23 protein-coding genes are annotated in these 20797 nt (G+C 70.3%); 11 read left to right on the top strand and 12 right to left on the bottom strand.

What is annotated here, in order from left to right; translation table 11 throughout:
• Positions 1-106 precede the first annotated feature (106 nt).
• The 6 genes from ASE43_RS07935 to ASE43_RS07960 all read right to left on the bottom strand — a co-directional run bounded on the left by ASE43_RS07935 (position 107) and on the right by ASE43_RS07960 (position 4559).
• On the bottom strand, positions 107-535 hold the full coding sequence (locus ASE43_RS07935; protein ID WP_056177719.1) for a hypothetical protein: 429 nt from the start codon (positions 533-535) through the stop codon (positions 107-109).
• 82 nt (positions 536-617) lie between these two features.
• Positions 618-1340, bottom strand: a complete 723-nt coding sequence (locus tag ASE43_RS07940; RefSeq protein WP_057160091.1) for a suppressor of fused domain protein — start codon at positions 1338-1340, stop codon at positions 618-620.
• A gap of 56 nt (positions 1341-1396) precedes the next feature.
• Positions 1397-2296 carry a ParB/RepB/Spo0J family partition protein gene (locus ASE43_RS07945; protein ID WP_056177723.1) on the bottom strand — a complete coding sequence of 300 codons (900 nt, stop codon included), beginning with the start codon at positions 2294-2296 and terminating at the stop codon, positions 1397-1399.
• Positions 2293-3108, bottom strand: coding sequence for an AAA family ATPase (locus tag ASE43_RS07950; RefSeq protein WP_057160092.1), 816 nt, complete (start codon positions 3106-3108; stop codon positions 2293-2295). Before ASE43_RS07950 ends, ASE43_RS07945 begins: the two co-directional genes overlap by 4 nt.
• Positions 3109-3210: 102 nt before the next feature.
• Positions 3211-3918, bottom strand: coding sequence for a 16S rRNA (guanine(527)-N(7))-methyltransferase RsmG (gene rsmG, locus ASE43_RS07955; protein WP_057160093.1), 708 nt, complete (start codon positions 3916-3918; stop codon positions 3211-3213).
• A gap of 32 nt (positions 3919-3950) precedes the next feature.
• Positions 3951-4559, bottom strand: a complete 609-nt coding sequence (locus ASE43_RS07960) for a 4'-phosphopantetheinyl transferase superfamily protein (protein WP_057160094.1) — start codon at positions 4557-4559, stop codon at positions 3951-3953.
• Positions 4560-4743: 184 nt separating this feature from the next.
• Here ASE43_RS07960 and ASE43_RS07965 point away from each other — a divergent pair, with 184 nt between their 5' ends.
• Together ASE43_RS07965 and ASE43_RS07970 are read left to right on the top strand one after the other, a co-directional pair.
• Positions 4744-6105 (top strand): AMP-binding protein, encoded by a 1362-nt coding sequence (locus ASE43_RS07965; RefSeq protein WP_056177731.1) that lies wholly within the window; start codon positions 4744-4746, stop codon positions 6103-6105.
• A gap of 181 nt (positions 6106-6286) precedes the next feature.
• Positions 6287-6559, top strand: a complete 273-nt coding sequence (locus tag ASE43_RS07970) for a GlsB/YeaQ/YmgE family stress response membrane protein (protein ID WP_056179815.1) — start codon at positions 6287-6289, stop codon at positions 6557-6559.
• Positions 6560-7251: 692 nt separating this feature from the next.
• Here the strand turns inward: ASE43_RS07970 and xth are convergent.
• Entirely contained in the window at positions 7252-8019 is a 768-nt protein-coding gene (gene xth / locus ASE43_RS07975) for an exodeoxyribonuclease III (protein ID WP_057160095.1), read from the bottom strand.
• Between the two features lie 64 nt (positions 8020-8083).
• Complete coding sequence (locus tag ASE43_RS07980; RefSeq protein ID WP_056179818.1) at positions 8084-9505, bottom strand: coniferyl aldehyde dehydrogenase; 1422 nt, start codon at positions 9503-9505, stop codon at positions 8084-8086.
• Between the two features lie 319 nt (positions 9506-9824).
• Here ASE43_RS07980 and ASE43_RS07985 point away from each other — a divergent pair, with 319 nt between their 5' ends.
• From ASE43_RS07985 to ASE43_RS08015, 7 genes are all read left to right on the top strand, one after another.
• Positions 9825-10370: a gamma carbonic anhydrase family protein gene (locus tag ASE43_RS07985; RefSeq protein ID WP_056179821.1), complete on the top strand. Its 546-nt coding sequence runs from the start codon at positions 9825-9827 to the stop codon at positions 10368-10370.
• A gap of 130 nt (positions 10371-10500) precedes the next feature.
• Positions 10501-11181, top strand: a complete 681-nt coding sequence (locus tag ASE43_RS07990; RefSeq protein WP_057160096.1) for an RDD family protein — start codon at positions 10501-10503, stop codon at positions 11179-11181.
• Positions 11178-12215, top strand: coding sequence for a stage II sporulation protein M (locus ASE43_RS07995; protein WP_057160097.1), 1038 nt, complete (start codon positions 11178-11180; stop codon positions 12213-12215). The genes ASE43_RS07990 and ASE43_RS07995 overlap by 4 nt, the downstream gene beginning before the upstream one ends.
• Positions 12212-13945, top strand: a complete 1734-nt coding sequence (locus ASE43_RS08000; RefSeq protein ID WP_057160098.1) for a hypothetical protein — start codon at positions 12212-12214, stop codon at positions 13943-13945. Before ASE43_RS07995 ends, ASE43_RS08000 begins: the two co-directional genes overlap by 4 nt.
• A complete protein-coding gene (locus ASE43_RS08005) occupies positions 13942-15093 on the top strand; it encodes a DUF4350 domain-containing protein (protein ID WP_057160099.1) in 1152 nt (383 codons plus the stop codon). The genes ASE43_RS08000 and ASE43_RS08005 overlap by 4 nt, the downstream gene beginning before the upstream one ends.
• Entirely contained in the window at positions 15090-16079 is a 990-nt protein-coding gene (locus ASE43_RS08010; protein WP_056177744.1) for a MoxR family ATPase, read from the top strand. The genes ASE43_RS08005 and ASE43_RS08010 overlap by 4 nt, the downstream gene beginning before the upstream one ends.
• Entirely contained in the window at positions 16076-17425 is a 1350-nt protein-coding gene (locus tag ASE43_RS08015; protein WP_057160100.1) for a DUF58 domain-containing protein, read from the top strand. The genes ASE43_RS08010 and ASE43_RS08015 overlap by 4 nt, the downstream gene beginning before the upstream one ends.
• 131 nt (positions 17426-17556) lie before the next feature.
• Here the strand turns inward: ASE43_RS08015 and ASE43_RS08020 are convergent, their stop codons facing one another.
• The 4 genes from ASE43_RS08020 to aroE all read right to left on the bottom strand — a co-directional run bounded on the left by ASE43_RS08020 (position 17557) and on the right by aroE (position 19490).
• On the bottom strand, positions 17557-17844 hold the full coding sequence (locus tag ASE43_RS08020; protein WP_235568711.1) for a YkgJ family cysteine cluster protein: 288 nt from the start codon (positions 17842-17844) through the stop codon (positions 17557-17559).
• Between the two features lie 5 nt (positions 17845-17849).
• A complete protein-coding gene (locus tag ASE43_RS08025; protein WP_057160102.1) occupies positions 17850-18194 on the bottom strand; it encodes a DUF952 domain-containing protein in 345 nt (114 codons plus the stop codon).
• A gap of 33 nt (positions 18195-18227) precedes the next feature.
• Positions 18228-18575: a hypothetical protein gene (locus tag ASE43_RS08030; protein ID WP_056177753.1), complete on the bottom strand. Its 348-nt coding sequence runs from the start codon at positions 18573-18575 to the stop codon at positions 18228-18230.
• Between the two features lie 69 nt (positions 18576-18644).
• Positions 18645-19490 carry a shikimate dehydrogenase gene (gene aroE / locus ASE43_RS08035; RefSeq protein ID WP_056177755.1) on the bottom strand — a complete coding sequence of 282 codons (846 nt, stop codon included), beginning with the start codon at positions 19488-19490 and terminating at the stop codon, positions 18645-18647.
• A gap of 50 nt (positions 19491-19540) precedes the next feature.
• Here aroE and ASE43_RS08040 point away from each other — a divergent pair, with 50 nt between their 5' ends.
• Positions 19541-20446, top strand: a complete 906-nt coding sequence (locus ASE43_RS08040; RefSeq protein ID WP_057160103.1) for a PD40 domain-containing protein — start codon at positions 19541-19543, stop codon at positions 20444-20446.
• Positions 20443-20721: a hypothetical protein gene (locus ASE43_RS08045; RefSeq protein WP_056179823.1), complete on the top strand. Its 279-nt coding sequence runs from the start codon at positions 20443-20445 to the stop codon at positions 20719-20721. Before ASE43_RS08040 ends, ASE43_RS08045 begins: the two co-directional genes overlap by 4 nt.
• Positions 20722-20797 lie beyond the last annotated feature (76 nt).

Consider the following 20797-nt stretch of genomic DNA (forward strand, 5'->3'; position numbering starts at 1 on the left):
GGCGGCCGCACGCGTCCTGGACGCAGCGCGGGCGACAGCTTGGCCGCCCGCGCCTGAAGCGCAGCAGACTCCGCGCCTGCGCCGGAGTCCGCCGCGCCGCGCGCGATCACTTCACCGCGAGCTGCTTGGCCAGGCCGAAAGCCTCGTTGAGCTCGGCCTGGCTGGCCGCGTCGATCCAGACGTAGACCCGGACCTTGCTCTTGGGCTTGTCGCCCGGCAGCGCGACGATCGCCTCGCGCGAGAACGGACGCGTGGCGCTGGCCTTCTTGTACCAGACCACCTGCTGGGTGCCGACCGTGCCCTTCTCGGCGCGGTTGTTCTTTTCGGGCTTGAAGCTGCGCGTACCCAGGTACACGCCCAGGCCCTTGCCGGCGGCGACCGCCGAAGGCAGCTCCAGGTAGCACAGGGTGTAGTCGTCGCCCTGGCGCTGGGTCCAGGCCAGGTCGGCGTTGTTGAGGGTGGGGCAGTTCGCGCCGGCTTGGGCGAACGCCAGGGACGGGGCCAGCAGCAGGGCCGCGAGGGCTATCCGTTTCATATGCATCTCCTTCGGTGGGGTACGGTTGATTAAAGCGGTGGAACGTGGCGGCCGTGAAGCCCGAGCTTATCGCGCCTGCGCGTCAGAACAGACCGAAGCGCTTTTTGGCGACGTTGCGCCGGCTCGGGGCGATGAGGTCGTCGAGATCGGCGAACTTGTCCAGCAGGCCGTCGGTGCCCTTGCGCAGCTTGAGTTCGCGTTCCTCCGGGTACAGCGGCACCACGGCGAGGAAGTGGATCTCCTTGTCCTCGTCGATGCGCAGGCGGTGGAAGCCGTCCGGCACGGTGACCGAGGGCAGCAGGATCGCCGAATCCAGGCGCGTGTTGGCGGCGTAGGCTTCGGGCGGATCGCCGTTGGCGATGGAATGGCCCCAGCCCAGCCAGGTGCGCTGCTTGTGCGGAAAGCGCGCGAGCATCTTCAGCAGCCGCACCGGCCAGTACCAGCGTTCGTCCTGCATCGATTCCTGATCCAGCCGCCAGTCCGCCGGCAGGGTCGCGATCAGTTCCAGATGGCGCGGCGCGTCGGAGCCGGCGGGCACCGTCATCGCCAGATCGCTCATGCCGGAGGTCACCAGCCGGGTATAGGGGTAGGCGTCGTTGGCCGACAGGAAATGCACGTCGATGTGGACCAGGTCCGAGACCAGCTCGTGGAAGACGCTGCCGATCGGGCCCAGATGGGCTTCGATGTGATCGGAAATCCGCTCCAGGCAGATCTCGCCCTGGACCGGTTCCCACCCGGGCGCCTGATCGTAGTGGTAGATCGGGCTACCGCTGAGGCTGACCACCTCGGCCTTCTTGTCCGTCATCCCCGCCTCCCCCTGAGGCTGGTCCGCGCCGCGGCGCGTCCGTCATTGCGTATCCGTCATTCGACCTTGCCGCGCAGCTTTTCCAGCACGCCGTCCAGCGAGTCCAGGTCGCTGTAATGGATCACCAGGCGGCCCTTGCCGCCGCGGCCGTGCAGCACGTTGACCTGGGTGTTGAGCGATTCCGACAGCTCGCGCTCGAGCGTGGCGATGTCGGCCTGCGGCTTGGCCTTGGCCGGTTTGGGCTTGCCCGTGGTCGGGACCTTGCCGGCGGCCAGCTGCTGCACGCGGTGTTCGACGTCGCGCACCGACCAGCCCAGTTCGGCGGCCTGGCGCGCCAGCGCGATCGCGGCTTGCGGGGCCAGGGTCAGCAGGGCGCGCGCGTGGCCCATGTCCAGGGCGCGGGTCTCGACCAGCACCCGGATCTCGGCCGGCAGTTCCAGCAGGCGCAGCAGGTTGGACACCGCCACCCGCGAACGGCCCACCGCTTCGGCGGCCTGGGCGTGGGTGAGGTCGAATTCGTCGATCAGGCGCTGCAGCGCGTTGGCCTCTTCCAGCGGGTTGAGGTCCTCGCGCTGGATGTTCTCGATCAGCGCCATCGCGACCACGGTGCGGTCGTCGACTTCGCGGATCACCACCGGAATTTCGGTCAGCCCGGCCAGTTGGGTCGCGCGCCAGCGGCGTTCGCCGGCGATGATTTCGTAGCGCTTGCCGCCGATGTCGCGCACCACGATCGGCTGGATCACGCCCTGGGCCTTGATCGACTCGGCCAGCTCGGCCAGCTTGTCGTGGTCCCAGGTCTTGCGCGGCTGGTACTTGCCGGCGATCAGCGCGTCCACCGGCAGCTTGCGCATCACGTCGGATTCGGTGGCTTCCAGGATCGGTGCCTCGGCGGCCGCCTTCGGGCCGAGCAGGGCTTCCAGCCCGCGGCCGAGGCCGCGCTTCTTCGCCGCACTCATGCCACGGTCTCCTTGTGGTCGCGTTGCGCCGTCTTGGCGGCCTGCTCGCGCTCGCGCTGGCGGCGCAGCACTTCGCCGGCCAGGCCCAGATAGGCGATGCCGCCGCGGCTGGCCTTGTCGTAGCCGACGATGCTCTGACCGTGGCTGGGCGCCTCGGCCAGGCGCACGTTGCGCGGCACGATGGTGCGGAACACGCGGTCGCCGAAGTGGTTGGTCAGCTCGGCCGAGACCGCGTTGGCCAGGTTGTTGCGCACGTCGAACATGGTGCGCAGCACGCCTTCGATCTCCAGGTCCGGATTGAGCTTGGCCTTGAGCGCGTTGATGGTGTCGAGCAGGGCGCTGATGCCTTCCAGCGCGTAGTACTCGCACTGCATCGGCACGATGATCGAATCGGCCGCGGTCAGCGCGTTGAGCGTGAGCAGCGACAGCGCCGGCGGGCAGTCGATCAGGATGTAGTCGTAATTGGCGCGCAGCGGCGCCAGCGCGGTCTTCAGACGCTGCTCGCGCGCGTCCTCGCCCATCAGGCGGATTTCGGCCGCGGTCAGCTCGATGTTGGCCGGCAGCAGGTCGAAGTCTTCCGGCGCGCGCAGCAGGATCGAAGCGGCGTCGGCTTCGCCCAGCATCACATCGCAGATCGAGTCCTCGATCGTGCGCTTGTCGATGCCGCTGCCCATCGTGGCGTTGCCCTGCGGGTCCAGATCGACCAGCAGCACGCGCTTGGGCGTGCGCGCGAGCGCGGCGGCCAGGTTGACCGCGGTGGTGGTCTTGCCGACCCCGCCTTTCTGATTGGCGACGGCGATGATGCGGGCCATGCGGCTCGTCCCCTGGCTATACGGGCTGTGAAAAGTGGCCGCTCGGCGCCGGGCGCCGGTCGGACTGGGGATTATGCCCGGACGGGGCGCGTTCGCGCTCCGTCATGCGGGAATTGGGTCCGCGTCCGGGCTCGTGTCCGGATCGGGACCGGCCCCGGCGCGGGCGACCACGACCAGGTGGCGCTCGGCGTCCAGCCCAGGCACGGCCAGCGGATGCGAGGCGCGCACGCGCCAGCCCTCGGGCAGCGCGGCGATTTCGTCGACCGGGTGGGCGCCCTTCATCGCCAGCAGCACGCCCTCGGGCTTGAGCAGGTGGCCGCCCAGTTCCAGGATCAGCGGCAGGGTCGCCAACGCGCGCGCGGTGATCGCGTCGTAGGCGCCGGGCTCGTCGAAGGCCTCGATCCGCGACTCGGCCACGCGCGCGTCCTTCAGGCCCAGGGTGCGCAAGGCTTCGCGCATGAAGCGCGCCTTCTTGCCGGCGCTCTCCACCAGGGTCACGCGCAGACCCGGCTTGACGATCGCCAACGGGATCCCGGGCAGGCCGGCGCCGGTGCCCAGATCGGCCAAGGCGCCGCCGCGCTGGGCGATCGCATCGACGTAGCGATGCATGGCCAGCGAGTCGAGCAGGTGCTTGGTCACCATCTCCTGCGGGTCGCGCACGGCGGTGAGGTTGTAGGTGCGGTTCCAGCGCGCGAGCAGGGCCAGGTAGTCCAGCAGCGGCGCGGCCAGGGCCGGATCCAGGGCCAGCGCGGACAGGCCCGATTCGAGCTCGCGACGGAGCCCGGGCGGAAGGGGAGCGGGTGCGTTCATTGGCGACAGTATCGCCGATGGCGGCGATGGGCTCAGCGCGGGTCGCCGATCGAATCCGCGGGCGCGCCCGGGCGCGGGCGCCAGGCCAGCGCGCCGACGTAACCCGCGGCGGGCGCCAGTTCCTGCAGCCGCCACTCCTCGGGCGCACCCAATTCGGGGTCGCTGTCGACCAGGCGCAGCGCGCCCGCGCGCTCCTCGAAGCGCAGCCGGTGCAGGCCGAAGGACAGCCCGTGACCGTGCGCCTTGAGCACCGCTTCCTTGGCGCACCACAGGCGCAGGAAGGCGCGGTCGCGCTCGGCCTGGGCGTCCAGCCAGGCGGTCTCGGCGGCGGTGAAGTAGCGTTCGGACACCGCCAGCGCGCGCGGCCGCGCGCGCAGCCGTTCCAGATCGACTCCGACCCGGCCCTGCCCGGTCAAGGCGATCAGCAGGCTGTCGCCGCTGTGGCTCCAGTTGCAGTCCCAGCCCTGGTATGGCGGTTGCAAAGTGGGGCGCTGGCGGCCGTCGCGGACCAGCGGCAGGGTCTGCGCGCTGGTACCCAATTGCGCGGCCAGCCAATGGCGCGCCTGCGCCTCGGCGGCGCGACCGGGCGTGTGCGGCTGCCAGGTCCAGCGCGGCATGGGAGGCGGATCGGGCGAAGTCATGGCGAACTCAGGGACATGAACGAGCCGTTTGGCGGAACGCCGGCGCGCCAGCGTAAGCTAAAGCAGGGGACGCGGCGCTGGCCGCGATCGATGCCGCGGCCGCAGGGCCGGCGCTCAGGGGAAGGCGGCCGATGCCGTCGGCGTCGGGTCATGCGCGCGCGGCCGGAGTAACCAATGGCGAACGATGTCAGCAGTTGTTGATCACGATGCGGTACCGGGCGGCGAGCGCGTCGCCTTAGTGGCCGGCGCGCAGGCGCGCCTGCTCGCGTACGCGCACGACGATGCGATCGCGCAGTCGCGTTTCGAACGCGAGGTGCGCGCGCTGGCCGCGGCGCTGCCGGCGGCGCGCTATGCGATCAATCTGTGCGAGGACCGCTACCGCTTCCTGGTCGCGTTCTGCGCGGCCGCGCTGCGCGGGCAGACCACGCTGCTGCCGTCCTCGCGCGCGCCGGCAGTGATCGGCGACGCGCTCGCCCAGCACGCCGACAGTTATTGCCTGGGCGACATCGCCCTGGATCCGCCGCCGCCGCAGTACTGGCGCCTGCCCGAGACCCTGGCGCAGGCCGAGGGCGCGCCGCCGACGATAGCGAACGACGCGCTGGTCGCGATCGGTTTCACTTCCGGCAGCACCGGCCAGCCCAAACCCAATCCCAAGACCTGGCGCGCGTTCCGCGCCAGCACCGCACAGAATCTGGCCGCGCTGGCCGACCTGCTCGCGCCGAACCGGGTCACCCCGCTGGTCGCGACCGTGCCGCCGCAGCATATGTACGGCATGGAGATGTCGGTGCTGCTGCCGCTGCTGGGGCCGATCGCGGTGCATGCGGCGCGGCCCTTCTTCCCCAGCGATGTCGCCCAGGCCCTGGCCGACGCACCGGCGCCGCCCTTGCTGGTGACCACGCCCGTGCATCTGCGCGCGCTGGTCGAATCCGGCATCGTGCTGCCGCCGCTGGCCGGCATCGTTTCGGCCACCGCGCCGCTGGCGCAGGATCTGGCCCTAGCCGCGGAAACACGCTACGGCTGCGAGGTGCGCGAAGTGTTCGGTTCCACCGAAACCTGCGTGATCGCGCGCCGCCGCACTGCCCACGAGCTGGCCTGGACGCCGCTGCCGGGCGTGCGCGTGTCGCCGCAGCCCGACGGCACCGCGGTGTACGCCCCGCATCTGCCCGAGCCGGTGGTGCTGGCCGATCTGATGGAAGTCGGCGCCGACGGCCGCTTCGTGTTGCGCGGGCGCAGCGCGGATCTGCTGGAGATCGCCGGCAAGCGCGCCTCGCTGGGCGATCTCACCCGCAAGCTGCTCGCGATCGAGGGCGTGGAGGACGGCGTGGTGTTCCAACTCGACGCCGCCGAGGGCGCGGTGCGCCGGATCGCGGCGCTCGCGGTCGCGCCCACCCTGGACGAAGCCGGCATCCTGCACGCGCTGCGCGCGAGCATCGATCCGGTCTTTCTGCCGCGCCCGCTGCGCATCGTCGAGGCCTTGCCGCGCAACGAAACCGGCAAGCTGCCGCGCGATCGCCTGCTGCGATTGCTGCAGGGCGACGCCGGCTGAGTCAGTGCTGTGAATTCGCGCGCGGCTTGTCTACGTTGCGTGAAGCTCACCGGGTCTGCGCTGACATCTCCGTCACGAAGCCACGCCCAGACTGCCTGCGTCCCGAGGCGGCAGAGGCTGCGTATTCGTCGGTGCGAATGCGTATCGGGCGTCATTGGAACGGACAGGAGACAGCATCATGATGGGCATCATTATTTGGTTGGTCGTAGGCGGCGTTATCGGTTGGCTCGCAAGCATGATCATGAAAACCGACGGCCAGCAGGGCATTTTCCTGAACGTGATCGTCGGCATCGTCGGCGCCTTCCTCGGTGGTTGGCTGGGCGGTTTGCTGGGTCTGGGCGCGGGCGACATCAACGACGGCAATTTCAGCCTCAACGGGCTGCTGCTTTCGCTGGTGGGCGCGATCGTGCTGTTGGGCATCGTCAATTTGTTCCGACGCGGCCGCGTGCGCTGATCCGCTCCACGTTCGACGAAAAAGCCCGGCGATGCCGGGCTTTTTTTTGTGGGCCGGGCGGACGTGGAGCCGTGTTGCTTACTAGCCACAGGCTCGTGCGTCGCTGAACGCCAGTAGGCTCTTGCACTTAGCCCCCTCCTTTGAAAAAGGAGGGTTGGGGAGGATTTGCTGTTGCTTTGCTTTCGTTGTTTCTGACCGAAGGTCAAAGGCTTCCGCCTGCTGCGCATGCGGGTCACTTTCTCTTGCTAGCCCAAGAGAACGTAACCAAAGAGAAGGGCTAGCGTGACCAACCCTCCCTTGCGAGTTCGGTGCGTGCGCCGGGATTTTTCGATAGGACATCCTTGTCCTATCGAAAAACGGCGCGCGTCCTGCGCGCCGCCCTTCGGGTCTACGGCTGATCGGCGAGTGNGCGTGCGCCGGGATTTTTCGATAGGACATCCTTGTCCTATCGAAAAACGGCGCGCGTCCTGCGCGCCGCCCTTCGGGTCTACGGCTGATCGGCGAGTGCGTTGCAATGGATTCCAATGCCGGGGCAACTGCAACGGCGTCTGCCTGATCTTGCTGCGCGCGGAGCTTTAACCCGATGTGGCGGTCGGAGATTCGACTGCGGGCTTGAGCCCGCTTGCGTCTACGTCGAAGGACCGCGGCGGTCTCGCTCGTTTCTCATTGCTCCAGGCTTACTTCAGCCTCGCTCAGCCCAACTCCACCCAAGCCGGCGCGTGATCGCTGGGGCGCTCCCAAGTGCGGGGTTCGCGGTCGATGCCGGCGCCGGTGCAGCGAGCGCGCAAGGCGTCGGAAATCAGGGTCAGGTCGATGCGCAGGCCGAGGTTGCGGCGGAACGCCGCCTGGCGGTAGTCCCACCAGCTGAATTCGCCGGCGGCATCGTGGTGCATGCGGTAGCTGTCGTGCAGGCCCAGCGCGTACAGGCGCTGCAGGGCGTCGCGTTCGGCGGTGGAGGTGAGTATGTGCGTCTCGTTCCACACTGCCGGGTCGTACACATCGCGCTCGTCGGGGGCGATGTTGAAATCGCCCAGCACCACCAGCTGCGGATGCGCGCGCAGTTCCTCGGCCAGCCAGGCGTGCACCGCGTCCAGCCAGCGCAGCTTGTAGGCGTACTTGTCGGTGCCCACGTCCTGGCCGTTGACCACGTACAGGTTGACGATGCGCACGTCGCCGACGGTGGCCGCGATCACGCGCTTTTGTTCGTCGTCCAGGCCGGGCACGCCGATCTGCACGTCTTGCGCCGGTTCGCGCGAGAGAATGGCCACGCCGTTGTAGGTCTTCTGCCCCGCGAACACGCTGCGGTAGCCCAGCGCCGACAGCTCGGTGTCGGGGAAGCGGTGGTCCTCCAGCTTGGTTTCCTGCAGCGCGACCACGTCCGGCGCGCGCAGGCCCAGCCAGGTTTCCAGGTGCGGCATGCGCACGTTGAGCGAGTTGACGTTCCAGCTGACGATTTTCATGGCCGCGAGTGTAACCACGGCCGCCGCGTTTTGGCCTGTGCCGGGCTTGCGCGCCGGCGCCGGCTCACTTGGACAGCAAGCGGATCAGGCGGTCGATCTTTCCGGTGTACGGAGGCTTGAGCCAGTCGCTGGCGGCCATGCGGCGCTGGCGGAACACTGGCAGCAGCTTGCTGAAGGTGTCGAAGCCGTTGCGGCCGTGGATCGCGCCGATGCCGCTGGGGCCGATGCCGCCGAAGGGCAGGTCGTGGGCGCCGAAGTGCAGCAGGGTGTCGTTGACGGTGACGCCGCCGGCCAGGGTCTGGCCGAGAATGCGCTCGACCTGGGCGCGGTCGTAGCCGAACGGGTACAGCGCCAGCGGCCGGTCCAGGGCGTTGATGCGCGCGATCGCTTCGTCCAGGTTGCGGTAGGACAGCACCGGCAGGATCGGGCCGAAGATCTCGTGCTGCATGACCTGGGCGTCGGCGCCGGGTTCGATCACCAGGGTCGGCGCGAACAGGCGTTCGCGCGCGGCGGTGTCCGGATCGATCGCGAAGGGTTCGATCACCTGCAGGCCGCGTGCGCGCGCGTCGTCGAGGTAGCCGCGCAGGCGCGCGTACTGGCTGTCGTTGATGATGCGGGTGTAGTCCTGGGGCGCGTCCAGTTGGCCGTAGCGCCTGCGCAGTTCGGCCTGCAGCGCGGCGACCAGGGCGTCGCGGCGGGCCGCGTCGACCAGCACGTAGTCCACGCCGATGCAGGTCTGGCCGGCGTTGAACCATTTGCCGCTGGCGATGCGCGAGGCCGCCAGTTCGATCGGGAAATCGTCGCAGATCACCGCCGGCGCCTTGCCGCCTAGCTCCAGGGTGACCGGGGTCAGGTTGGGCGCGGCCGCGGCCATGACCTTGCGCCCGACCGCGGTCGAGCCGGTGAACAACAGGTGGTCGAAGGGCAGGGCCGAGAACGCGGCGCCGACTTCGGCGCCGCCCATCGCCACCGCGACGCGGTCGGCCGGGAACACCTCGGCCAGCAGCTCGCGCAGGTAGGCGCTGGTGCGCGGGGTGTGTTCGGAGGGCTTCAGATAGACGTGGTTGCCCGCCGCGATCGCCGACACCAGCGGCACCAGGGCCAGGTTCACCGGGTAGTTCCACGGCGACAGGATGCCGACCACGCCGACCGGCTCGGGCCGGATCTCGGCGCGCGCGGGCCAGAAACGCCAGCCCACCGCGGCCCGGCGCGGGCGCATCCAGCGGCGCAGGCGGCCGATCGCGTGGTCGATCTCGGCCAGGGTGATCATGGCCTCCGACAGCAGGTTCTCGTGGCTGGAGCGGTGGCCGAAATCGGCCTGGATCGCCGCGTCCATCTCCGCCACCCGGGCCCGGAACGCGTCGCGCAGGCGTAGCAGATCGGCGCGGCGCTGGGCGTAGTCGGGCTTGCGCGCGCGCCAGGCCGAGCGCAGACGCTCGCGGGTGGCGGCCAGTTCGCTGGGGGTGGTGTCGGCGGTGATGTCCATACGCCGCAGTGTAGTCGCGCCGGGGGCGCCAGGGGGCGTCGCCGGTGGGGCGGAACAGGCCAGGCGTGGGGGGCGACGCGGCCGTCCTTGGCGCCGGGGCCGGCACGGTGCCGGGATCGGCCGGGCGCGCGAGCGCCGGCGCCGATGCGTGCCGGAACGGACGCGCGCGCGGCCAGGTCGGCCTGCGCCGCCATGGCCATCGATGCGTGCGTGTTCGCCCGCACGCGCAGCCGGCATCGCGCGACGGCAAGCGTTGAAACGACCGCGCTTGCGCCCAGCCGTGGCCATGGCGTCGGCGCGCGCGGCTTACAATCCGGGCATGAGCCTGCGTCCCTATCTTGAGCACACCCCCGAACTCGGCGAGCGCGTCTACGTCGATCCCGCCGCCACCGTCATCGGCCAGGTCGCCCTGGGCGACGATGTGTCGATCTGGCCCGGCTGCGTGGTGCGCGGCGATGTGAACTTCATCCGCATCGGCGCGCGCACCAACATCCAGGACGGCACCATCGTCCACGTCACCCACGAGGGGCCGTTCACGCGTCCGGGCGGGCTGCCCACCCTGATCGCCAACGACGTCACCATCGGCCACGGCGCGATCGTGCACGCCTGCCGGATCGAGGAATTCGCCCTGATCGGCATGGGCGCCAAGATCCTCGACGGCGCGACCGTGCAGCGTTTCGGCTTCGTCGGCGCGGGCGCGGTGATCGCGCCCGGCAAGACGGTCGGCGAGGGCGAGCTGTGGCTGGGCAATCCGGCACGTTTAGCGCGCAAGTTGAGTGAGCGCGAGATCGAACAGCTGCAATACAGCGCCCAGCACTACGTGCGCCTGAAGGATCGTTACCTGGGCATGGCGGACGCGGGCTAGGCACGGCCCTGGGCCGCGTTTACAGTCGTCGCAGGGGAGAAGCCGGAAACCGCATGGACGAGTTGCACCGAACACAGGCCGCGCGCTGCCCGACGCGACCGACGCCGCCCGCAGGCGCCGCGCCGCTGTGATGCTGGATACCTACCGCGAAGTGGTGACGCCCGAAGGCGTCGCCCTGCGACTGCCCGCGGCCGGGCCGGTGCCGCGCGCGCTGGCCTGGACCATCGATTTCTGCATCCGCCTGGCCTTGCTGTTCGTCGGCTCGCTGGCGTTCGGCCTGCTCGGCAAGGGCGGCATGGGGTTTTATCTGGTGCTGATGTTCGTGCTGCTGTGGTTCTACCACGTCGCCTTCGAGGCGATGTGGGACGGCCGCACGCCGGGCAAGCGCGCGCTGGGGCTGCGCGTGGTCGCCGAAAACGGCGCGCCGGTGGGCTGGATGCAATCGTTCGTGCGCAACCTGCTGCGGGTGGTCGACATGCTGCCGTTCGGCTACGCCTTCGGCCTGATCGCGAGCTACGCCGATCCTTACGGCCGGCGCCTGGGCGACATGGTCGCCGGCACCCTGGTCGTGCACGAGGCGCGCCGCCACGAAGCGGCGGCCGCGCCGGCCGGGGCGGCGAGCGCGCCGGCGGTGCCGCTGCTGCCTTACGAACAGGCGGCCATGGTCGCCTTCGCCGAACGCGCGCCGCGCCTGGCCGCCGCGCGCCAGATCGAACTGGCCGACCTGGTGCAGCCCTTGACCGGCGCGCGCGGCGAAACCGCGGTCGCGCGGGTCTACGGCATCGCCAACTGGCTGCTGGGGCGCAGATGAGTCAGGTCTCCGTGGTCAAGCAGGAACGTTTCGTCGAGCGCCACCAGGCCGAATGGAACCAGTTGGAGGCGTGGCTGGACGCGCGCGGCGACAGCGCCAAGCGCGCGCGCGCCGATCGCCGCAGCTGGCAAGGCCTGCCCGACTACGAAGTGCCGGCGCGCTATCGCCGCCTGTGCCAGCAGCTCGCGCTGGCGCGCCGTCGCGGTTACAGCGCGGCGGTCACCGATCGCCTGCAGGATCTGATGCAGCGCGGTCACGGCCTGCTGTACCGCGCGCCGCGGCCGCGTTGGCGGCGCGCGCTGGAATTCCTGTTCGCCGGCTTCCCGCGCCTGGTGCGCGCCGAGCGCGGCTGCATGGCCGCCGCCGCGGCCCTGTTCTGGCTGCCGCTGATCACCATGTTCGTGGCGATCCAGATCCAGCCCGAGCTGGCCAGTGCGCTGTTTCCGCCGGAGCAGCTGGCCGAGTTCGAGCACATGTACGACCCCAACAGCCCGCTGCAGAAGCTCGGCCGCGGCGCCGAGACCGATCTGGCGATGTTCGGCTACTACATCCTCAACAACGTCAGCATCGGCTTTCGCACCTTCGCCAGCGGCTTCCTGTTCGGCCTGGGCTCGATCGCGGTGCTGATCATGAACGGCGTGGTGATCGGCGGAGTGGCCGGCCATCTGCAGGCGGTCGGTCACGGCGATCCGTTCTGGCGCTTCGTCGCCGGGCACTCGGCGCCGGAGCTCACCGCGATCTGGATCGCCGGCGGCGCCGGCCTGCGCCTGGGCTTGAACCTGGTCGCGCCCGGCCAGCGCCGGCGCATCGACGCCCTGATCGAAGGCGGCAAGCGCGGCGCCAAGATCTGCGTGGGCGTATTGGCGATGCTGGTGTTCGCCGCGTTCGTGGAAGCGTTCTGGTCGTCGATCGCGACCATACCGGCGGCGATCAAATACGGCGTGGGCGCGCTGCTGTGGGCGGCGGTCGGCGGCTGGCTGTGGTTCGGCGGCCGCAACCAGAACGTCGCGATCGAGGACCGGATCGAGTCATGAAGATCGAGTCGCTCACCGTCGCGTTGCGTCCGCGCACGGCCTGGGAAGCGGTCGAGTTGGGCACCGCGCTCACGCGTCGGCATGCCGTCGCGATCTGGAAGCCCTACCTGCTGCTGACCCTGCCGCTGTTCGTCGCGCTCAACGCCGCGGCCTGGGCGCTGGACATGCTGTGGCTGGCCGCGCTGCTGATGTGGTGGCTCAAGCCGGTGTTCGACCGAATCCCGCTGTACGTGCTGTCGCGGGCGGTGTTCGGCGACGTGCCCAGCACCGGCCAGACCGTGCGCGCGCAGCTGCGTTGGGGCGCGCGCTGGGCCCTGCCTTATCTGACCTGGCGTCGGCTCAGTCCGGCGCGCTCGCTGTACCTGCCGGTGGATCTGCTGGAAGGCGGGCGCGGCGCCGAGGCGCGCCAGCGCCGCAGCGCCCTGGGCGCGCCGGTGTACGGCGTGGCCGCGCTGCTGACCCTGGTCTGCTTCCATTTCGAAGGCGCGCTGTACCTGGGCATCGCGGCCGGCGCGGCGATGTTCATTCCCGCCGAATACCTGTCCGAATCCGCGCAGAGCATCTGGCAGGCGCTGTTGGCGGAAGCGACCTGGGTGCAGCTGGCCGGCAACATACTGGCCTGGGCCGCGACCTGTCTGATCGAGCCCTTCTACGTCGGCGCCGGTTTCGGCCTGTATCTCAACCGCCGCACCGAGATCGAGGCCTGGGACATCGAGATCGTGTTCCGGCGCCTGCGCGCGCGCCTGAGCGCCGCCAGCGCGCCGCTGCTGCTGGCGCTGTGTTTCGGCTTGGGCGTGTTGCCGGACGCTTCGGCGCAGCAGGCCGCGCCCAGCGCGCCGAGGGCGCCGTCGGCCGAGGCCGCCGCGATGGACGACGCGGCCGTCGACGAAGAGGCCGTCGACGAAGAGGCGGCGGACGAGTCGAACGAGGAATTCGTCGAGGCCGCGGATGCGGCTTCGATCGGCGCGCCTTTGCGCGATCCGGTGGGGTCGGACGATGTCGAGGCGTCCGAGGACGGCGAGGAGGCACTGCAGAAGGCCGTCGCCGCCAAGGAAGCGCAGGCGCCGCCGACCTTGGACGAGGTGTTCGGCGACGCCCGCGCCGAGGAGGCCGACTTGCGCGAGGCGGTCGATCAGGCCTATCGGGATCCGACGGTCACGCCCAAGCGCAAGGTCACCACCTGGAAAGCGCGCAACCCGGACAAGCCCCGCGAACCCAAGTCGCCGCCGGCGCTGGAAGGCCTGGGCGTGGTCCTGGCGCTGATCGGCAAGTACGGCCTGTGGCTGCTGCTCGGTACGCTGGTGGTGCTGATCCTGGTGACCGCGCCGCGTTGGCTGCGTTGGCTGCGCGACAGCGCGCGCGCCGAGGAGCGCGAACCCAAGCCGGTACAGACCGGCGTGGTGATCGAGGTGGAACCGCTGCCCGACGACATCCCCACCGCCGCGCGCCGGCTGTGGCAGTCCGGCCGGCAGCGCGACGCCCTGGCCCTGCTGTATCGCGCCAGCGTCGAAGCCATGGTCGCGCGCGCCCAGGTCGTGCTGGTGCCCGGCGCGACCGAGGCCGAATGCCTGCGCGCCTCGCGCAAGATGCCGCTGGCCGAGGACCGCGAAGTCTTCGCCAGCGCCGTGCGCACCTGGCAGTACGCGGCCTATGCCCAGCGTCTGCCCGCGCTCGATGAGTTCGACGCCTTGCTGCGCACGCTCAGCCAACGTTTCGGGTGGGCCGCATGAATCTGCGCACTGCGTTGGCGACCGCGCTGGTGGTCCTGCTGTTGGCGGGCCTGGGCTATTGGTGGTGGCGCGCCCACGAGCGGGTTGAGGAATGGATCGATCTGCCGCGCAGCGGCGAGGCCGCCAGCAATCCGCTGTACGTGCTCAAGCTGGCCCTGAAGAAGGATGGGGTGAAGGCGCTCTCGCGCCAGCGCCTGCAGCCGGATCGGTACCCGCTGGGCGCGCGCGACACCGTGCTGTTGCTGCGCGATCCGCGCCAGCTGTCGGCGTCGGACGCCAAGGCCCTGTTGGCCTGGGTGCATGGCGGCGGCCACCTGATCGTGCGGACGCCGCCGCTGGGCGAGCTCAGCGCGGCCGCGTCGATCCCGGTGCTGACCGAGCTGGGCGTGAAGTTCTTCCCGCAGCGCGAGACCGACTGCGTGGCGATGTACGTCGAGCACCAGGATTCGCACGTCGAGTTCTGCCAAGGCCGGCGCTTCCTGTTGATGGAGCGCGCGCCGGTGCCGCTGCGCGCCTGGGGCGCGGACGACACCGGGTATGTGTTCGCGCGCCTGCCGCAGGGGCGCGGCAGCGTCGACGTGATCGCCGACCTCGACTTCGCGGTCAACGCCGCCGGCGAGGAGCACGAGGAAGCGATCAAGGACGCACCGCACATCGCCCTGCTGCGCCAGCTGCTGGCGCCGAACTATCGCAGCGGCGGCACCGTGCACCTGATCTACGCGGCCGATGTGCCGTCCCTGTGGATGACCCTACTGACCCGCAGCTGGATGGCCTGGGGCCCGATGCTGTTGGCCCTGCTGCTGTGGCTGTGGCGGCGCGCGCAGCGCTTCGGGCCACTGCTGCCGTCGCCGGCCAGCGAGCGCCGATCCTTGCTCGAACACGTGCTGGCCAGCGGCGAGCATGTCTACCGCTACGGCTACGGCCATCTGCTGCACGCGGCCGTGCGCAATGCCTTCCTGCTGCGCCTGCGCCGCCGCGATCCGCAGGCCGCCGCGCTCGACGGCGAGCCGCAGGCGGCCCTGTTGGCCGAACGTTTCAAGCTCACGCCCGCGGAAATCCGCGAAGCGTTGGCCACGCCGGTCGCGCGCGATCACGCCGCGTTCCGTTCCCGCATCGCCACTTTGATCCGACTGAGAAACTCGCTATGACCACGCCCGCGAACGTGCCCGCACCGATCACCGGTACCGAACTGGCGCAACGCGCCGCCGCCGTGCGCGACGAGGTCGGCAAGGCCTTCATCGGCCAGGCCGAGGCGCTGGATCAGATCCTGATCGCCCTGCTCGCCGGCGGCCACGCCCTGATCGAGGGCGTGCCCGGCCTGGGCAAGACATTGCTGGTGCGCGCCCTGTCCAAGGCGCTGGACTGCGGCTACGCGCGCGTGCAGTTCACGCCCGACCTGATGCCCAGCGACATCAGCGGCCACGCGGTCTACGACCCCAAGACCGAAAGCTTCAACATCCGCCGCGGCCCGGTGTTCACCAACCTGCTGCTGGCCGACGAAATCAATCGCGCCCCGGCCAAGACCCAGTCGGCGCTGCTGGAGGCGATGCAGGAACTGCAGGTCACCATCGAAGGCCACAGCTTCGAGCTGGCGCCGCCGTTCCTGACCCTGGCCACGCAGAACCCGGTCGAGCAGGAAGGCACCTACCCGTTGCCGGAAGCGCAGCTCGATCGTTTCCTGCTCAAGGTGTTGATCGGCTACCCCAGCCGCGCGGATGAGAAGCGCATGGTGACCGCGGTCAGCCAGGGCCGCAGCGCCTCGGACTTCGATCTCTCGCAGGTGCAGCGCGTGCTCGGGCCGGAGGAGATCGTGGCCATGCAGCACGGCACCTCCCTGATCACGGTCGACGACGCGGTGATCGACTACGCCGTGCGCATCGCCGCGGCCACCCGCGAGTGGGCGGGCATCGCGCTGGGCGCCGGCCCGCGCGGCAGCCTGGCGCTGGTGCGCGCGGCGCGTGCGCAGGCGGTGCTGTCGGGCCGCGACTTCGTCACTCCCGACGACGTGCGCGAGATCGCCAAGCCGGCCCTGCGCCACCGCATCGCGCTGTCGCCGGAAATGCAGATCGAGGGCCAGTCGCCCGACGACGTGCTGCACGCCTTGCTGGCCAAGGTCGAAGCGCCGCGGCAATGAGCGCCGTCGTCGCCCCGGTTCCCGCCACGCCCGCGCGCAGTCTGCCGCGGCCGGCGCCGGCCTTGCTGGCGCTGCTGGTGCTGTGGGGCGCGTTCGGCCTGGTCGCGAGCATCGGCTGGGCGCCGACGCGCGCCTGGTGGATCGCCGGTGCGGCGCTGGCCGCGATCGCCTTGTTCGATGCCTGGCGTGTGACCCTGGTGGCGACCCCGCACGTGCAGCGGCACATGCCCGATACCTGGCCGATCGGCCTGGAGCGCGAGGTCGGCCTGACCCTGCACGGCGATGCGCGCCAGCAACCGCTGGACGTGTTCGACCTGCATCCGGGCGGCTGGTCCATGCAGGGCCTGCCGCGTCGCCTGACCCTGCGCCGCGGCGAGAGCAGCAGCATCGACTACCGCCTGCGCGCCAACGCGCGCGGCGATTTCGCCTTCGAAGGCGTGCAGTTGCGCCTGCATTCGCCGTGGCGGCTGTGGTGGCACTCGCGCGTGGCCGGCGCCGCGCAGCCGGTACGCGTGTTCCCCAATTTCGCGCCGCTGGCCAAGTTCGCGATGTTCAGCGCCGAACAGGCCTCGCGCCTGGTCGGCGCGCACCTCAAGCGCCGTCGCGGCGAAGGCACCGACTTCCATCAGATGCGCGAGTACCGCGTCGGCGACAGCCTGCGCCAGATCGACTGGAAGGCGACCGCGCGCGCGCGCCGCCTGATCTCGCGCGAGTACCAGGACGAGCGCAACCAGCAACTGGTGCTGATGCTGGACACCGGCCGACGCCTGCTCGCGCGCGACGGCGAGTTCTCGCATTTCGATCGCGTGCTCGACGCCGCGCTGGTGGTGGCCTATCTGGCGCTGCGCCAGGGCGATGCGGTCGGCCTGCTCGCCAGCGGCGGCGCCTCGGCCTGGGTGCCGCCGCGTCGCGGCGTGGGCGCGATCGACAGCCTGCTGCGCGCGAGCTACGCGCTGCAGCCGCAGCCCATCGCCACCGACTTCCTCGCCGCCGCCACCGAGCTGTCGCTGCGCCAGCGCCGACGCTCGCTGGTGATGCTGGTCACCAACCTGCGCGACGAAGACATGGACGACGTGCTGACCGCGGTGCAGATGCTGCGCAAGCGCCATCTGGTGTGCGTGGCGTCCCTGCGCGAGGATTCGCTGGACACCGCCTTGGCCGGCGAGGTCCACGACCTGCGCGACGCGATCCGCGCCGGCGCCACCGCGCAATACCTGGAACAGCGCGCCGCCGCCCACGACGCCCTGCGCAACCACGGCGTGATGGTGCTGGACGTGTCCTGCGATCAGCTCGCCGCGTCGCTGGTGGAGAAGTACCTGGCGGTGAAGCGCGACGGCTTGTTGTAACGGCCGCGCCACTTCGGTGCCGCGCTCGTACTCCGCGTTCGCGTCGCCGGCCCCTGTGGAATCGACCTAAGTCGCCATTGGAGCCAGACGCGCAAGCGAATCGTCGAATCCAGGTGGAGTTCGATCGCGACTTAGGTCGCTCCCACAGAAGGCGGCGCCGCCGCGTCGGGTTGGGTGGCGAGCTCCAGGGCCGACAGCAGCGCCATCGCTTCGCTGCGACTGGCGCCGCACATGTCGGCCGACGGCCGCAGCGAGGCGCAGAACGCCGGGCGTTCGGGCCGGCCGAACAAACGGCAGCGCAGCTGATCGTCCAACTGCACGCAGGGCATGCCGGCGGGTTTGCCGTGCGGCATGCCGGGAATGGGCGAGGCGATCGAGGGCGCGGTGCAGCAAGCCGCGCAGCCGCCGCGGCAGCTCAGCGCGCTCACTGCGGTGCCTGGAACGGTTCGGCCGTGCGCACCGCCGTCAGCGGGATCGGTCCGTAGACATGCGGATAGGCTTCGCCGCTGCGAGGGCTGAGGTCGTAGCGCAAGGCGTCGCCGAGTGCGACCGCATCGAGGTGCAAGAGGACCAAAGCGCCGCGTCCGCGCTGATGGCGTTCGATCACGCCCGCCAGTTGCGCAGCGGTAGCGCAGTGCAGGAAGCCTTCGCGCTGCAGGCCTGGGTTGCGGTACGCGCCGGTGTCCTGCGCGCGCGCCCAATCGGCCGGATCGGCGAAGTGATAGACGGTGTGCGGATGCGTCGCGTCGTGGTGGCTGGCGGTCGACATGGCTTCAATCGGATGCGGCGTGTTCGGCCGCGCTCAGGCCGCCCGCGCCGGCCGCCGCACCAGGATCGCGGCGATCAGCAGCCCCATCGCGATCGTGTGCAGCAGGGTCGCGAACGCACTGAACATGCCCATGCTCATCGCGATGGAGGCCGCCGAGGGATCGCCGTTCTGGCGCATCCACAACAGCCAGGCATGGCCGCCCAAGCCCAGCAGCGAGCCGAAGATGAACAAGCCGAAGCCCGCGCAGGCGTAGGTGCCGGCCGCGCCCAACGCGGGGCGACGCATCAGGCACAGCACCAGGCCGACCGCGCACACCAGCAGATGCGGCGTGGCGTACAGCACGGGGCCTAGCAGCATGGCGAACAGAGCACTGGAATCCATCGGCGTTCCCGTTGCGTGCCCGCACGTCGACACGGCCGCGCAACGCAGCCGCACGCCGTGCGCGGCGGATCAGTCGGCGGTGACCAGGGCGTCGTCGCGCTCGCGCAGGGCGGCGTACACGGGGTCGGTTTCCGGACGCACGCGATGCCAGCGTTCGAAGCTCTCCGCCGCCTGTTCGACCAGCATGCCCAGGCCGTCGATGCGGTCGTGGGCGCCGGCCGCCTTGGCCCAGGCCAGGAATGGGATCGCGACTTCGCCGTAGCTCAGGTCCACCGCCGCGGTGCGCTGGGTGACCAGGCCCATCGGCAGCGACGGCAGCTGCGCGTCGCGCGCGGCGGAGGTCGCGTTGACGATCAGGTCGAAGGCGCCCAGCGCGACCGCGTCCTTGAGATAACGCGGATGCACACGGCCGGGCTGGCCCAGCGCGTCGGCCAGGGCGTCGGCGCGCTCCGGGGTGCGGTTGACGATGTAGAGGTCGCCGATGCCGGCGTCGAGCAGGGCCGGCGCTACGCCGCGCGCGGCGCCGCCGGCGCCGATCAGCAGGGTGCGGCGTTCGCGCAGGTCCAGGCCGTGGCGCTCGGTGAGATCGCGCACCAGGCCGACGCCATCGGTGTTGTCGCCTTCCCAGCCGGTGGCGCTGCGGATCAGCGTGTTGGCGGCGCCGGCGCGGCGCGCGCGTTCGCTCAAGTGGCTGCAGATGCCGGCCGCGCGGGTCTTGTGCGGCAGGGTGATGTTGGCGCCCAGGCCGCCCTCGGCGGCGAACTCGGCCAGCAAGGCGTCGAACTGCTCCGGTGCGGCGTCGATGGCGACGTACTCCAGGGCGATCCCGAGCTGACGTCCGAATGCGGCGTGGATCCGCGGCGACAGCGAGTGCGCCACCGGGTGGCCGATCACCGCAAAACGTGGAATGGACATGGGCAGCCTCGTTGGTGATGCTGATAGGGAATACTCAAGGGAGACGCACTATGCGGCGCGCCGCGGCCTGGTCTGGCCTCAGTCTACTCTCCGGCCTGCTGCTGGCCATGCCCGCATCGGGCTTTCTGTCGGAGTTCGGCATCGAGGGCATGGGCGTGGTGTCCACCCCGCACTCGGAGGTGCGCGCCAGCGTGAGTCCCGACGGGCAGCGCATCGTCTGGGGCAGCACCGACCGTCCTGGCGGCGCGGGCGGCTGGGATCTGTGGCAGGCGCACCTGAAACAGGGGCGCTGGCAGGACCCCACGCCGCTATCCCTGAACACCGGCGCCAAGGAATTCGATCCGGCCTTCAGCGCCGACGGCCGTTGGCTGTACTTCTTTTCCAACCGCCCCGGCGGCCGCGGCGGCGACGACCTGTACCGCGCGCCGGTGCTCGCCGACGGCGGCATCGGGCCCGCCGAACACCTGGGCGCGGGCGTGAACGGCCGCGGCGACGAGTGGGCGCCCACGCCCAGCCGCGACGGCCGCCACCTGCTGTTCGCCAGCGACAGTTTCGGCGGCGCCGGGCGCCACGATCTGTTCGTCGCGACCTGGAACGGCAAGGCCTACGTCGATCCCAAGCCGGTGGCGGGCGTGAACACCGCCGCCGACGAATTCGATGCGGCCTGGCTGGGCGACGGTCGCGCGATCGTGTTCGCGCGCTCGCAAGACGTGGAGCAACAGCCGATCCGGCTCTACCTGGCCCAGTGCGACGGCGCCAAGTACGCCGCCGCCACGCCGCTGGCGCTGTCGTTCAACGGCGAGGACGGCACCACCCTGGGCCCGGCGATCGACTGGAACAAGCCCGGCGAGCTGTTGGTCACCGGCAGCGCTAAATCGCCGAAGGCCGGCAAGCTGGACCTCTATCGCATGAAGGCGCCGGCGGCGACGGGGCAAGGCGGTTGCGTCGCGCCATGAGCGGTGAGAAGAAGATCGTGTTGCATTCCTTGAGCGGTTATCGGCCCGAACTGAACGTGATGGTCCAGGAATGGATCGACGAGGGCGTGGTCTACGTGGGCGTCGTAGGAGTGAGCGCCGCGCACCTGGAGGACTGGATCGACGAGTGCTGCGTCGAGCGCGAGTACTTCATGCTCACCGCTTCGCACGAAGGCGAAACGCTCGACGATGCGATTTCCCTCGCATCCATGCTGACCGGCGAGTATGCGGGGCCGTTTCGACTGGTCGAGTTCTAGTCGTTGGAACTGCCAGCGATCACGGTTGGTATGGGCCTTTGGTGCGTTGCGGCGATGTGATTCACCGTCGATTCAC

This window comes from Lysobacter sp. Root983 (assembly GCF_001429345.1).
In the GTDB taxonomy this organism is placed as follows: Bacteria; Pseudomonadota; Gammaproteobacteria; order Xanthomonadales; family Xanthomonadaceae; genus Lysobacter.